The organism is Streptomyces sp. NPDC001100 (assembly GCF_053598575.1).
In genome coordinates this window covers 31,299-45,053 of record NZ_JBSFKO010000030.1, presented here as the reverse complement: position 1 = coordinate 45,053, position 13,755 = coordinate 31,299, and the positions used below count along the sequence as shown (strand labels likewise).

At 69.0% G+C, this 13,755-nt stretch carries 13 protein-coding genes; 7 read left to right on the top strand and 6 right to left on the bottom strand.

Features of this window, described 5'->3' with window-relative positions; translation table 11 throughout:
• Nucleotides 1–47: 47 nt before the first annotated feature.
• From ACWDEW_RS34255 to ACWDEW_RS34245, 3 genes are read left to right on the top strand one after another with little or no spacing between them, the layout of a single operon-like run.
• Complete coding sequence (locus tag ACWDEW_RS34255) at nt 48–1,112, top strand: aromatic ring-hydroxylating dioxygenase subunit alpha (RefSeq protein ID WP_450518073.1); 1,065 nt, start codon at nt 48–50, stop codon at nt 1,110–1,112.
• Nucleotides 1,109–1,288, top strand: a complete 180-nt coding sequence (locus ACWDEW_RS34250; RefSeq protein WP_200715902.1) for a hypothetical protein — start codon at nt 1,109–1,111, stop codon at nt 1,286–1,288. Before ACWDEW_RS34255 ends, ACWDEW_RS34250 begins: the two co-directional genes overlap by 4 nt.
• Entirely contained in the window at nt 1,285–2,298 is a 1,014-nt protein-coding gene (locus tag ACWDEW_RS34245; protein WP_450518071.1) for a PDR/VanB family oxidoreductase, read from the top strand. Before ACWDEW_RS34250 ends, ACWDEW_RS34245 begins: the two co-directional genes overlap by 4 nt.
• On the opposite strand, the gene ACWDEW_RS34240 is transcribed toward ACWDEW_RS34245, so the two are convergent.
• Complete coding sequence (locus ACWDEW_RS34240; RefSeq protein ID WP_450518069.1) at nt 2,249–3,022, bottom strand: IclR family transcriptional regulator domain-containing protein; 774 nt, start codon at nt 3,020–3,022, stop codon at nt 2,249–2,251. The two genes, ACWDEW_RS34245 and ACWDEW_RS34240, sit on opposite strands and share 50 nt — an antisense overlap.
• A 202-nt stretch (nt 3,023–3,224) precedes the next feature.
• On the opposite strand from ACWDEW_RS34240, the gene ACWDEW_RS34235 reads away from it, so the two are divergent.
• The 4 genes from ACWDEW_RS34235 to ACWDEW_RS34220 are packed head-to-tail and all read left to right on the top strand — an operon-like array spanning nt 3,225 to nt 6,587.
• Nucleotides 3,225–4,193, top strand: a complete 969-nt coding sequence (locus ACWDEW_RS34235; RefSeq protein ID WP_450518067.1) for an ABC transporter substrate-binding protein — start codon at nt 3,225–3,227, stop codon at nt 4,191–4,193.
• On the top strand, nt 4,190–4,963 hold the full coding sequence (locus ACWDEW_RS34230; RefSeq protein ID WP_450518065.1) for an ABC transporter permease: 774 nt from the start codon (nt 4,190–4,192) through the stop codon (nt 4,961–4,963). The genes ACWDEW_RS34235 and ACWDEW_RS34230 overlap by 4 nt, the downstream gene beginning before the upstream one ends.
• The gene (locus ACWDEW_RS34225) at nt 4,960–5,739 is read left to right on the top strand and encodes an ABC transporter permease (RefSeq protein WP_450518064.1); all 780 of its coding nucleotides are present in this window, start codon (nt 4,960–4,962) and stop codon (nt 5,737–5,739) included. Before ACWDEW_RS34230 ends, ACWDEW_RS34225 begins: the two co-directional genes overlap by 4 nt.
• 20 nt (nt 5,740–5,759) lie before the next feature.
• Nucleotides 5,760–6,587: an ABC transporter ATP-binding protein gene (locus tag ACWDEW_RS34220; RefSeq protein WP_450518202.1), complete on the top strand. Its 828-nt coding sequence runs from the start codon at nt 5,760–5,762 to the stop codon at nt 6,585–6,587.
• Here the strand turns inward: ACWDEW_RS34220 and ACWDEW_RS34215 are convergent.
• From ACWDEW_RS34215 to ACWDEW_RS34195, 5 genes are all read right to left on the bottom strand, one after another.
• Entirely contained in the window at nt 6,556–8,736 is a 2,181-nt protein-coding gene (locus ACWDEW_RS34215; RefSeq protein WP_450518062.1) for a discoidin domain-containing protein, read from the bottom strand. The two genes, ACWDEW_RS34220 and ACWDEW_RS34215, sit on opposite strands and share 32 nt — an antisense overlap.
• 163 nt (nt 8,737–8,899) lie before the next feature.
• Nucleotides 8,900–10,501 carry a glycoside hydrolase family 13 protein gene (locus ACWDEW_RS34210; RefSeq protein WP_450518060.1) on the bottom strand — a complete coding sequence of 534 codons (1,602 nt, stop codon included), beginning with the start codon at nt 10,499–10,501 and terminating at the stop codon, nt 8,900–8,902.
• A gap of 39 nt (nt 10,502–10,540) precedes the next feature.
• Nucleotides 10,541–11,416, bottom strand: a complete 876-nt coding sequence (locus ACWDEW_RS34205; RefSeq protein ID WP_450518058.1) for a carbohydrate ABC transporter permease — start codon at nt 11,414–11,416, stop codon at nt 10,541–10,543.
• Nucleotides 11,413–12,369 (bottom strand): carbohydrate ABC transporter permease, encoded by a 957-nt coding sequence (locus ACWDEW_RS34200; RefSeq protein WP_450518056.1) that lies wholly within the window; start codon nt 12,367–12,369, stop codon nt 11,413–11,415. Before ACWDEW_RS34200 ends, ACWDEW_RS34205 begins: the two co-directional genes overlap by 4 nt.
• A 4-nt stretch (nt 12,370–12,373) precedes the next feature.
• Nucleotides 12,374–13,720, bottom strand: coding sequence for an ABC transporter substrate-binding protein (locus ACWDEW_RS34195; RefSeq protein WP_450518054.1), 1,347 nt, complete (start codon nt 13,718–13,720; stop codon nt 12,374–12,376).
• Nucleotides 13,721–13,755: the final 35 nt, after the last annotated feature.

The following is a 13,755-nucleotide window of genomic DNA, read 5'->3' as shown; positions in this document are numbered from 1 at the left end:
ACGGCAAGCGGGGCGACGACGCCCCGCCGACAGGGACGGGAACTCCAATGCCGCACATGACCGCCTTCGCCAGGAACCAGTGGTACGTCGCCGCCTACAGTCACGAGGTCGGCCGTGATCTGCTCGGCCGGACGATCCTCGGCGAGCCCCTCGTCTTCTACCGCACCGAGGACGACGGCACCCCCGTGGCGCTGCACGACCGGTGTGTGCACCGGCGGTTCCCGCTCTCCGAGAGCCGGCTCGACGGAGACCGGATCGTCTGCGGCTACCACGGCTTCACCTACGACACGACCGGCAGCTGCGTGTACGTGCCGGGGCAGAAACGCATCCCGCGCACCGCCCGCGTCGCCTCGTACCCGGTGGTCGAGCAGGACGCGCTGGTCTGGGTGTGGATCGGCGACCCGGAGCTCGCGGACCCGCAGGTCATCCCCCGGGCCCCGCACCTCGCCTCGCCCGAGTGGGTCACCGTCAGCGGGATGGAGCCGATCGACGCCGACTACGGCCTCCTCGTCGACAACCTCCTCGACCTCTCCCACGAGACGTATCTGCACGGCGGTTACATCGGCTCCCCCGAGGTCGCCGAGACGCCGATCACCACGGAGGTCGACGAGGGCGCCGGTGTCGTACGGGTGAGCCGGCACATGGACGACGCCGAGTGCCCGCCGTTCTACGCCAGGTCCACCGGCATACAGGGGCGGATCACCCGCTGGCAGGACATCGAGTACCACGCGCCCTGCCTCTACCTCCTGCACAGCCGGATCGCCCCGGTCGGCGTACTCCCCGAGGCGGACGGCAGCGACCCGAACGGCTTCCACACCGAGATCACCTACGCCATCACGCCCTCCTCCGACGGCAAGGTGTACGACTTCTGGGCGGTCTCGCGCGACTGGGCGACGGACGACGCCGAGGTCACTGAGTTCCTGCGGGCCAACAACCACACCGTCGTCATGCAGGACGTGGACGCCCTCAACCTCCTTCAGCGGACGCTGGGTTCTGAGCGCGCCGGCTATCAGGAGCTGAGCATCAACATCGACACCGGCGGTCTCGCCGCCCGCCGTATCCTCGCCCGGCTGGTCGAGGAGGGCGCCAAGCCGGTGGAGAGGGTCCAGTGACCGCTCCGACCGGCGAGGTCTACCGCATCGACTGGCTGCCGGGCACCGACATCCTGCACGGCACCTGTCACTGCGGCCGCGAGCACACCTCTCAGGATCCGATCGAGATGTGGGAGTGGATGCTCGCCCACCCCCGGGGCCACTCGGTCGACGAGCCGCAGGGAGCCGACGCATGACCGCGCACGAAGCCGAACCCGTCGCCGTCCTGGGCGAGTTCGCAGCCGAGGCAGAACTCGTCGCCGACCTGCGGGAGTTCGCGGCCGACACCGAACTCGTAGTCGAACGGCGCGAGTTCGCGGCCGACGGCGTGCTCGCCCTCACCCTGCGCCACCCGCTCGGCGAGCAACTGCCCCGCTGGGAGCCGGGCGCGCACATCGACGTCGTGCTCGGCCCCGGTCTGGAGCGCCAGTACTCGCTGTGCGGCGACCCGGCGGACCGCTCGGCATGGCGGATCGCGGTGCTGCGGGAGCCGGACGGGCGGGGCGGATCGGCTTATGTGCACGAGCAGTTGGGGCAGGGCGACAAGGTGCGGGTGCGCGGACCGCGCAACCACTTCCGCCTGGAGGCCGCCCCCCGCTACCGCTTCGTCGCGGGCGGCATCGGCATCACCCCGCTTCTGCCGATGCTGGCCGCGGCGGAGGCGGCGGGCGCGGAGTGGAGCCTGCTCTACGGCGGTCGCACCCGCAACTCCATAGCCTTCATGGAGGAGTTGAGCCGCTACGGCGACCGGGTCACCGTCGCTCCGCAGGACGAGGTCGGACTGCTGGACCTGCCGTCCGTCCTGGACGACGTGCCCGAGGGCACCCTCGTCTACTGCTGCGGTCCCGGACCGCTGCTCGACGCGGTCGAGGCCCGCTGCCCCGGCGGCGTCCTGCACCTGGAGCGCTTCCAGCCGAAGATTCAACAGGCGGGCGCCGACAGCGAGTTCGAGGTGGTGCTGGAGCGCAGCGGGAAGACCGTCACCGTCCCGGCGGGCGTGTCCGTGCTCGACACCGTGCGCGCCGCCGGGGTCGAGGTGTTGTTCTCCTGCACCGAGGGCACCTGCGGGACCTGCGAGACCGATGTCCTCGAAGGCACCCCGGACCACCGGGACTCGGTGCTGAGCGAGGAGGAACGGGCGGCCGGCGAGACCATGCTCATCTGTGTCTCGCGCTGCCTGGGGAAGCGGCTCGTGCTCGATCTGTGATCCGCAGGTCGTCGTCGATGAGCGCCACCGCCGCCAGCAACTGGGGCAGCAGGTCCCGCCGTACGGCCTCGGCGGAGTGCCGGCCGGCGTGCGCCCCGACGCTCACGCCGGCGACCACCGCGCCGTCCCGGTCCCGTACCGGGGCGGCGACCGATCTGAGTCCCTCCTCCAGTTCCTCGTCGACGACTGCGTACCCCTGGTCCCGTATCCGGTGAAGTTCCTTGCGCAGTAAGTCGGCTGACGGTCGGGCGGCCAATTCTTCGGCCGACAGGTGGGCGAGGAGCACCCGTCCCGCCGCGGTGGCGCGGGCCGGGTGGCGGGTGCCCACGGCGATCGTGGCCGCCAGGACGCGGCGGGCCGGGAGACAGGCGACGTGGACTATGTCGTCGCCGTCGAGGACGCACAGGGACGCCGACTCCCCTGTCCGCGCGACGAGTTGCTCCAGATGCGGGGCCGCGAGCTGCGGCAGGGTGGAGCCCGCGAGGTAGGAGTAGCCGAGCTCAAGGACGCGCGGGGTGAGCCGGAAGAGGCGCCCGTCGGACTGGACGTAGCCGAGGTCGGCCAGGGTCAGCAGCAGCCGGCGGGCGGCGGCGCGGGTCAGCTCGCAGGCGCGGGCCACCTCGCTGAGCGTACGGGCGGGATGCTCGGCGTCGAAGGAGCGGATGACGGCGAGGCCGCGCTCGAAGGACCTCACGAAGTGCGGTGCGCGGACTGCCGCAGGCATCGTCGCCTCCAGACGGACGCACGGAGTGCGCTCCGGGAGCACGGTAGAAGCGCATTTCGATAACTGTCAACAATTTTGTTAGCCAAACCATTGACCCGGTCGGACGCCGGGTTCTACGTTCCCGCTGAGCACCAAGAAGAGCACCACTGTGCGCTGTGCGCACAGCCTGTCGGAACACCGTTGTCTGCACAGGAGGAGCCGTATGCGTCGTCTGCTCGCCGGTCTCACGGTCGGCACATTTCTGCTCGCCACCGCGGCCTGTGGCTCGTCCGACGGGTCGAGTTCGTCGAAGAGCACGTCCTCGGGGGGCACCACCACGGTCAAGGTGGGGGTCATCCCCATCGTCGATGTCGCCCCGCTCTACCTCGGCCAGAAGCAGGGCTTTTACAGCAAGCAAGGCCTGAAACTGGCCATGACGCTCGCGCAGGGCGGCGCGGCCATCGTGCCGGGTGTGGTCAGCGGCCAGTTCCAGTTCGGCTTCTCCAACATGACCTCGCTGATGCTCGCCCAGTCCAACGACGTCCCGGTGAAGGCCATCGCCAACGGCGTCGCCTCAACCGGCGTCTCGGGCAAGGACTTTGGCGCCCTGGTCGTCAAGAAGGGCAGCACGCTGAAGTCGGCGAAGGAGCTGGAGGGCAAGAAGGTCGCGGTCAACACGCTGAAGAACATCAACGAGACGGCCGTACGCGAGTCCGTCCGCAAGGCCGGCGGCGACCCGGACAAGGTGAAGTTCGTCGAGCTGGCCTTCGACCAGATGCCGGCCGCGCTCGACAAGGGCCAGATCGACGCGGCGATGGCCGTCGAACCCGCGCTCACCACGATGCTGAACCAGGGCGCCCAGCAGATCGCCTGGCCGCTGGTCGACGTGGCGCCGAACCTCACCGTCGCCATGTACTTCACGTCGTCGGCGTACGCGGCCAAGAACCCGGACGTGGTCAAGAAGTTCCAGCAGGCGACCGCCGAGTCCCTGGCCTACGCCGACGCCCACCCGGACGAGGTCCGCCAGATCGTCGCCACCTACACCAAGGTCCCGGCCAGTGTGCTGGCCAAGGTGATCCTGCCCAAGTGGCCCGCGGATCCCAACCGTTCGTCGATCGAGGCGCTGGAGAAGCTGAGCGAGACCGACGGCCTCTTCAAGAAGACCCCCGACCTGAACACGCTGCTCCCGTGAAAGGACTGAACACCGCACTCGGTGCGGCCGGACTCGCGGCCTTCCTCGCCCTCGGCGAGGTCGTGCCGCGCGTCGGCATCGTCAAGGAGGCCTACTTCCCGCCGACCAGCAGGATCGCCTCCGCGTTTTGGATCGAGCTAAACGACGGCGCGTTCTGGTCGGCGCTCGGCGACACCCTCACCGGCTGGGCCCTCGGCCTCGCGATCGCCGTCGGCGCGGGCATCGTCGCCGGCGTCCTGCTCTCCGTCGTCCCCCACCTCCGCGAGGCGACCGCCTCGACGATCGAGTTCCTCCGCCCGATCCCCTCGGTCGCCCTCATCCCCCTCGCGGTGCTGTTGTACGGCACCGAGCTCAAGTCGGTGCTGTTGCTCGTCGTCTACGCCTCCTTCTGGCAGATCCTCATCCAGGTCCTCTACGGCGTCCAGGACGTCGACCCGGTCGCCGAGGAGACGGCGCGGTCCTACGGTCTCGGCACCTGGGCCCGGGTCCGGCACGTGCTGTGGCCGAGCGCGCTGCCGTACGTCATGACCGGCGTACGGCTGGCGGCGGCCGTCGCGCTGATCCTCACCATCACGGCCGAACTGGTCATCGGGGCACCGGGGTTGGGCGCGACCATCATGGTCGCGCAGAGCTCGCAGGCCGTGCCCGAGATGTACGCGCTGATCGTGGTGACCGGTCTGCTGGGGCTGATCATCAACGTGGGCGCGCGGACGGTGGAACGGCGGGCGCTGGCCTGGCACCAGTCGGTGCGCGGAGAGGTGGCGGCATGAGGCGCGTCCTGCTCCGGCTGCTGTTCGTGGTCGCGCTCCCGGCGGTGCTGCTCACCGTCTGGTGGCTCGCGTCGGACGGCAGCACCAATGTGTTCTGGCCACCGCTGCGGACGATCCTCAAGACGTTCCCGGACGTGTGGACCGCCGACCGGTTCAGGACGGACGTCCTGCCGAGTGTGCTGCGGCTGACGGCCGGTTACGCCGCGGCGGCCGTCGCCGGGATCGCGCTCGGCACGGTCATCGGCTCCTACCGGCGGGTGCGCGCGGTGTGCGAACCGGTCCTGGAGTTCCTGCGCGCGGTGCCGCCGCCGGTCCTGGTCCCGGTCATCATGCTGTTCGCGGGCATCGGCGACACCATGAAGATCGTGGTCATCGCGAGCGGCTGCGTCTGGCCGATCCTCCTCAACACGGTCGAGGGCGTCCGCGCGGTCGACCCGGTGATGAAGGAGACGGCCCTCTCCTACGGCATCACGGGCGCCGCCCGCCTGCGGAATCTGGTGCTGCGCTCGGCGAGCCCGCAGATCTTCACCGGGCTGCGCCAGGCGCTGTCCATCGGGATCATCCTCATGGTCATCAGCGAGATGTTCGCCGGCACCGACGGACTGGGTTACACCGTCGTCCAGTTCCAGCGCAGTTTCGCGGTGCCCGACATGTGGACGGGCATCCTCGTCCTCGGGATGCTGGGATTCCTGCTCTCCGTCGTCTTCCAGGTGGTCGAGCGGCGGGTGCTCGGCTGGTACCACGGCCTGCGCGCAGCCACCCGCCGGTCCCCGTGAACATCGTGAAAGGGCGGTCCATGCACGCGCTGCTCGACGTATCCGGCCTCAAAAAGGTCTACGAGGGTTCCGGCCGCCGGGTGGAGGCGGTGCGGGACCTCAGCTTCACCGTCGACACCGGCGAACTCGTCTGTCTCGTCGGCCCGTCGGGCTGCGGCAAGACCACCCTGCTCAAGTGCATGGGCGGACTGCTCACGCCGACCGCGGGCGAAGTCCTCCTGAACGGAAGGAAGGTGAGCGGTCCGCCACCCGGGATGGCGTTCGTGTTCCAGGAGTACGGACGCAGCCTGTTCCCCTGGATGCGGGTCGGCGAGAACGTCGAACTACCTCTGAAGCAAAAGGACTTGAGCAAATCGCGGCGACGGGAACTGGTCACGGACGCACTGGAGTCGGTGGGGCTGGCGGAGGCGGCCGGGGCGTACCCGTGGCAGCTGTCCGGCGGCATGCAGCAACGGGTAGCGATCGCCCGCGCTCTCGCCTACGAGCCCGAAGTCCTGCTGATGGACGAGCCGTTCGCGGCGGTCGACGCACAGACCCGGGCCGATCTGGAGGACCTGGTACGGGGGTTGTGGCGGGAGCGCGGCATCACGATCCTCTTCGTGACCCACGACATCGACGAGGCCGTCTACTTGGGCGAGCGAGTGGTGGTGCTCTCCGCCTCACCGACCGTCGTGCAGGAGCAGCTGAAGGTCGATCTGCCCGTGGAACGCGACCAGTTGCACACCCGGGTCGACCCGCGCTTCGCCGAACTGCGGACCCATGTGTACGAGCAGATCCAGGCGGCGAAGCGCGGGACTCTTCCGGTGCAGGACCGGCTCACGAAGACAGATACGCCTCCACTTCGCTGAACTGCGCTGCCGGCCAGCCTGTGTTGGCGGTGACGTTGAGTCGCAGATAGCGCAGGTTGGCGCTGCTGGGCAGGGCCACGGTGACCGTGTTGCCGGTCGCCGGGTCGAAGCGGTATCCGGTGGAGCCGACGACGGTGGAGTAGGCCGAGCCGTCGGTGCTCCCCAGCACGGACAGTGTCTGTGTGCGGGCGCTCCAGGTGGACGCCGGCGGCAGCTTCAACACCAGCCTGCGGACGGCCTGGTTGGCGCCGAGGTCGACCGTCCAGGCCTGCGGGAAGGCGTTGTTGGCGGACTCCCAGTAGGTGTTCGCGTCGCCGTCGACCGCCTTGCCGGGTGTGTAGACGTCCTGCGAGCCGGTCGCTGTGGCCGGGCGCCCCTTGGCGAGGTTGGTGTTCTGGTCCGGGGGCGGGTTGCCCTGGCCGGGCTGCGGCCAGGTCGAGCAGTCCGACCAGGTGCTGCTCCAGCCGGAGTTGCCGCCGCCGCCGCTGAGGGTGAAGGCACCGGAGCCGGACGGGTAGGGGCAGTTGTAGATGCCGGCCGCGCCGACGCCGGTGGCCTGTACGTTGCTGAACTTCGCCGCGCCCTGCGCCTCCGCCTGGACGACGACCGTACCGGTGTTCTGCACGGTCGCACCGCTGACGTTGACGTTGCCGGTCGAGTAGCCGTGCCCGCCGCCGGAGACGAACTCGAAGGCGCTGTAGGGGCTGTTGGTGATGGTCGTGTTGGTGATGTCGACCGTTGCGTTGACGGCGCTGTCGTAGGAGTCGACGCGCAACGCGCCCATGGGGTGGTTCCAGTTGGGGTTGATCGCGCCGGTGCGGACGAGGGTGTTGCCGTCGACCGTGATGGTGCCTGCGAGGGGGTAGAAGGGGTCGAGGAACTTCTGGTTGGAGATCGCGATGCCGCTGCCGAGGGCGTTGGTGTCGGAGATCAGGTTGTTGCGGACCGTGATGTTCGTGCCGCCGTAGATCGCGATGCCGTTGGCGAGGTTCGGCTGCGAGATGGTGTTGTTCTCGAAACTGCTGTTGGTGTCCGGGGAGTTGAGCGACCACATGGCGAGGGAGTCGTCGCCCTGGTTGCGCAGGAAGTTGTTGCGGACGATCACGCCGTGGGCGCTGCCGTTGAGGTTGAGGCCGTCGGCGGTGGTGTCGAGGACGCGGTTGTTCTCGACGACGAGGTTGTCGTTGTTGCCCGTCAGCCAGAAGCCGCACTTGAGGTGCTGGATCCACATCCCGGAGACCGAACTCCCAGGCCCCAGCGTCCCGTTGACGAAGTTGTCCGGGTTTGAGTCGACGCGCTCGGTGACCTCGCCGATGACCGCGAAGTCCTTGATGTGGACGCCGCCGGAGGAGCCGGACTGGTCGATGAAGCGCGAGGTGTGCACGACCGAGTACCACTGACCGGCACCCTGCAAGGTCACGTTCTGTACGCCGCTGAGGGAGGAGGTGAGCCGGTAGTCGCCCGGCGGGATCCACACCACTCCCCCTTGGGCGGCGGAGATGGCGTCCCGGAAAGCCTGGGTGGAGTCGCCCGCGCCGCTGGGGTCGGCGCCCTTGGAGACCACGGACACCGAACCGGCCGGCTGCGCGGCGGCCCCGGCGACCTGCTCGAAGTCGGCGACGGCGACGGTGACTTGGGTACCGGTCGCGACGAACGCGACCTTGTCGCCCTGCTGCACGTTCTGGCCCAGCAGGAGCCGGGAGTTGTCGAAGAAGTGGTGCGTCTCGGCGCCCGCGATCCAACCGGTGTCGACGTACGAGTACTTGGACGTGACGGCGAGCGTCCTGGCGATCCTGGTGCCGTTGACGTACACGTCGAGGCTGCCGCTCTGCCCGTCCGGGACGTTGTAGGACACGTTCACGGCGTTGGCCGCGCGCGGCACGGTGAACTCGACGCGCTGTCCGGAGGTGAGCCGTACGGCCTGTCGCCCGGAGGCCTCGGAGGCGAGGGTCCCCTGGGTGTAGTCGGGGCCGATCCTGGTGCCGGTCGTGGTGGCGGACTCGGCCTCGACGGAGGTGAAGGGGAGGGAGGCGCCGGAGGCCGCGTGGGCGGCGGCGGGGGTCAGGGCGACGAGCATGCCCGCGGCGAGGGCGACGGCCACTCCTATGCTTGGCATGTGCCTGACAGTTCTGAGCATGGTGCTGTGCATGTGCTGATCCCTTCGAGGTGGGGGTGCGGGGATAGCGGGATGCGAGATGCGAGATGTGGGGTGGCGGTCGGCCGGTGACCGGCCGCGGCGACTGGCGACCGGCCGCGGTCGGCTGTCTGCGGTCGACCGTTGATCGTCGGCTGTCGACAGTCGCCCGTCGGCGTTACGCGGTGTGCAGCCAGGCCGCCGTGTCCTGCCGCAGCCGGCCCTGGTCGTCCAGGGGGCCGCTGGTCAGCAGAAGTCTGGTGTGCGGCGGGAGGTCGACGGGGGTGTCCGACAGGTTGACCACGCACGTCGCGCCGCCCGCCCGGGCGAAGGCGAGGACGCCGTCGGGGGCGGGCAGCCAGGTGAGGCGGCCGTCGCCGAAGGCCGGCCGGAGGCGGATCGCCTCGCGGTAGAGGTTGAGCATGGAGTCGGCCGTCCGCTGCTGACGGTCGACCGCATACGATGTCCAGCCGGCCGGCTGCGGAAGCCAGGGCTCGCCGCGCGACCCGAAGCCCGCGTACGGCGCGTCGGCCACCCACGGCAGCGGTACCCGGCAGCCATCGCGGCCGGGATCGGTGCCGCCAGACCGCAGGTACATCGGATCCTGTATCCGGTCGACCGGCAGCTCTACCTCGGGCAGCCCCAGCTCCTCCCCCTGGTAGAGGTAGACGACGCCGGGCAGGGCCAGCGACAGCAGCGCCGCCGCCCTGGCGCGCCGGGTACCGAGGGCGAGGTCGGTCGGGGTGCCGAAGGCCTTGGTGGCGAAGTCGAAGCCGGTGTCGGCGCGGCCGTAGCGGGTGACCGTGCGGGTCACGTCGTGGTTGCACAGGACCCAGGTGGCGGGGGCGCCGATCGGGGCGTGCTCGGCGAGGGTCTCGTCGATCGACGTGCGCAGCCGGTCCGGATCCCAGGGGCAGGACAGGAAGGAGAAGTTGAAGGCGGTGTGCAGTTCGTCGGGGCGGAGGTAGCGGGCGAAGCGTTCGGTGTCGGGGAGCCACACCTCGCCGACGAAGACGGCACCGTACTCGTCGGCGACGGCCCGCCAGGAGCGGTAGATGTCGTGGAGTTCGTCGCGGTCGACGAAGGGGTTCGGGTCGCGGCCCTCGACGAAGTCGGGCAGTGCGGGGTCCTTGGCGAGCAGTGCGGCCGAGTCGATGCGGACCCCTTCGACCCCGCGCTCGAACCAGAAGCGCAGGATGTCCTCGTGCTCCTGACGCACCGCCGGGTGGGCCCAGTTGAGGTCGGGCTGCTCGGGGGTGAACAGGTGGAGGTACCAGTCGCCGTCGGGGAGGCGGGTCCAGACGGGTTCGGTGGAGGCGGCGAACTGGGACGGCCAGTCGTTGGGCGGGAGTTCGCCGTGCTCTCCGCGTCCGGGACGGAAGTGGAACAGGTCGCGTTCGGGACCGCCGGCGAGGGCGGCGCGGAACCACGGGTGCTGGTCGGAGACATGGTTCGGCACGATGTCGACGATCGTGCGGATGCCCAACTCCCGTGCCTCGCTGATGAGTTTCTCGGCCTCGGCGAGCGAGCCGAAGGCCGGGTCGATGGCGCGGTAGTCGGCGACGTCGTAGCCGCCGTCCTTCATCGGCGACAGGTACCAGGGGGTGAACCACAGGGCGTCCACGCCGAGTTCGGCGAGATACGGCAGTCTGGCGCGGACGCCCGCGAGGTCGCCGGTGCCGTCGCCGTCGCCGTCCGCGAAGCTGCGGACGTACACCTGGTAGATGACGGCCGAGCGCCACCAGTCGTCGTGACTCTGGGCATGGGTGGGCTGTCCCACTGTGCTGGCCTTTCTGTCGGAGGGCGTCGAGGGGCGGTGTCAGCCCTTCGTGCTGCCCGCGCTGATCCCGGCGATGATGTGGCGCTGGAAGACCAGGAACATGGCGACCATGGGGATGCTCGCGATCACCATCGCGGCGATGAGCACGGTCAGTTGGATGTTCTGCGACAGCTGGACGAGTGCCACGCTGATCGGCTGTTTGTCGGTGTCGGAGAAGACCATCAGCGGCCACAGGAAGTCCTGCCACACGGCGACCAGGGCGAAGATCGAGACGACGCCGAGGACGGGCCGGGACATGGGCAGCACGATGGACCACAGGATGCGGAGTTTTCCGGCGCCGTCGATCTCGGCGGCCTCCATGACGTCGCGCGGGAGTTGGTCGAAGAACCGTTTGAGGAGGTACAGGTTGAAGGCGTTGGCGACGGCCGGCAGCCAGATGCCGAGGGGGTCGTTGAGCAGGCTGGTGTGGATCAGCGGGAGGTCGGCGACGGTCAGGTACTTCGGTACGACCAGGGCCTGCGCGGGGACCATCAGCGTCGCGAGGATGCCGCCGAGGATCAACTTGCCGAAGGCGGGCTTGAGTTTGGACAGGGCGTAGGCGGCGGCCGTGCACAGGACCAGCTGGAAGGCCCAGGCGCCGGCGGCCTGGACGACCGTGTTCCAGAGGTGCTCCGGGAGCTGCATCAGGTCCCAGGCGTCGGTGTAGCCGCTGAGGTGCCAGTGCTTGGGGATGATCGTGGGCGGGGTCTGGGCGATCTCGTCCGGCGACTTCATCGCGCCGGTCACCATCCAGTAGACCGGGAAGAGGAAGGCGAGCGCGAAGAGCACGAGGACGCCGGAGAAGACGGTCCAGTAGACGGCCCTGCCTCGGGGCCGGGCGAGCGCGGCCGGGGAGAGCAGCGTGCGGGTGCTCACAGGTCGTCCTCTCCGGAGCGGGTCAGCCGCAGATAGACGGCGGAGAAGGCGCCGAGCAGCACGAGGAGCATCACGCTGAGCGCGCAGGCGCCGCCGAAGTCGTTGTAGAGGAAGGCGTATTTGTAGATGAGGTAGAGGACGGTGACGGTCGCGCTCTCCGGGCCGCCGCCCGTGATCACGAAGGGTTCGGTGAAGACCTGCATCGTGGCAATGATCTGAAGGAGCATCAGCATGAGGATGACGAATCGGGTCTGAGGGATCGTCACATGCCGGACGCGTTGCAGCAGACTCGCGCCGTCCAGTTCGGCGGCCTCGTACAGCTCGCCGGGGATGGACTGGAGCGCTGCCAGGTAGATGAGGACGGTGCCGCCCAGGTTGGCCCAAGTGGCCACGATCACCAAGGAGATGAGGGCGGTGTCGGTGCCGTTGGACCAGTTCGAGGTGGGCAGGTGCAGGAAGCGCAGCGTCTCGTTGGCGAGGCCCGCTCCGGGGTCGTAGAACCACTTCCACAGCAGGGCGGTGACCACCGGCGGGATCATCACCGGGAGGTAGACGACGACCCTGAAGAACGCCTTCCAGTGCCTCAACTCGTTGAGGACCAGGGCGAGTACGAAGGGGATCGCGAAGCCGATGAGCAGGGCCAGCAGGGTGAAGACGAGGGTGTTGCGCCAGGCGGCTGAGAACTCGGGGTCGTGCCAGACGCGGGTGAAGTTGGCGGTGCCGACCCACTCGGGCGAGGAGCCGGGCGTGTACTTCTGGAAGGCGATCACGACCGCGCGGATCGCCGGGTACCAGGAGAACAGGGCGAAGCAGATGAGGCCGCCGATGAGGAAGGCGTAGGCACGGGCCTGGTCGAGGAGGCGGCGCCGCCCCCGGCCCCCTACCGGGGGCGGCGCCTCGACCTGTCGTACCGCCGTCGGCTCGACGGGGCTCCGGGTGGCCGTCCGGGTCATCGGGTCAGCCCCGGGCCAGGATGCCGTCGATCTTTCCGGAGGCGTCCTTGAGGAGTTGGTCGATGTTCGCGTCCTTCTTGGTGAGGACGGCGGAGACGGCCGAGTCGAGGACGGAGTAGATCTGCTGGGCGTCCGGCGGCTCGATCTTCTTCTGGAGGGGCGCGTTGCCGTCCAGGAAGGTCTGGTAGTTCTGCACCGGGACGTTGGAGTTGGCCTTCTTGACCTGCTGGTCCTTGGCGTCGGCGGCGCCGGTGAACAGGCGCGGTTCGGGCAGTCCGACGGGGGCGTTGGCCTTTTTGGCGCGGGCGTAGTCGCCGAGGAAGCCGCTGCCCGGGGTGAGGAACATGGAGTCGAGCCACTTGAGGCCGGCGCGGATCTGGGCGGGCGTGTCGTGCTTGTTGAACATGTAGCCGTCGCCGCCGATGAGCGTGCCCTGGCCGCCGGGCATCGGGCCGAGGGCGAGGTCGTCGTAGTTGCCGCCCTTCTCCTTGACCAGGATCGGGATGTTGTCCGGGGCGGAGAGGTACATGCCGAGCTTGCCCGAACCCATCAGCTGCTGCACGTCGTTGATGACGAGGAGCTGCTTGCTGCCCATCGAGTTGTCGGTCCAGCGCATGTCGTGCAGGTTCTGCAGCACGGCGTGGCCCTGCGGGGTGTCGATGGTGGCCTTCTTGCCGTCGGCGCTGACGACGTCGCCGCCCTGCGAGTACATCTCGGCGGTGAAGTGCCAACCCCCTTGGTTCTGGGCGCTGTAGTCGGCATAGCCGATGGTGCCGTTGCCGAGCGCGGCTATCTTCTTGGCGTCGGCGCGGACTTCGGCCCAGGTCGTCGGCGGCTTGTCGGGGTCGAGGCCGGCCTGCTGGAAGAGCTTGCGGTTGTAGAGCAGGCCCATCGAGTAGCCGGTGCGCGGGATGCCGTAGATCTTGCCGTCGACGGTGTAGATGTCGCGCAGCTGCTTCTGCAGCGTGTCGTAGCTCTTCAACTCCTTGATGTACGGGGTGAGATCGGCCGCCTGGTTGATGTCGACGACGTGCTTGGCGTCGGTGAAGTACGTGTAGAACACGTCCTCCATCTGGCCGCCGGCGAGTTTGGCGTCGAAGGTCTTCGGGTCCTGGCAGGGGAACGCGTCGTGCGCTACGACGTCGATGTCGGGGTTCTTCTTCTCGAAGGCGGCGACGTCGGAGTCGAAGAACCCGCGGTCGACCTTGGCGCTCTTGGGCGGCTCGCAGTTGACCGTGATGCGTGTCTTGCCGCTCGCCGAGTCGCCGCCGGACCCGCAGGCGGCGGCGGTGAGCGCGAGCGAACAGACGCCGATCGCGGCGAAGGTACGGCGGAACCCGGTGCTTCTCATCGGTGGACCCCTCTGGGCAGGAGCGGTGGGCGCCC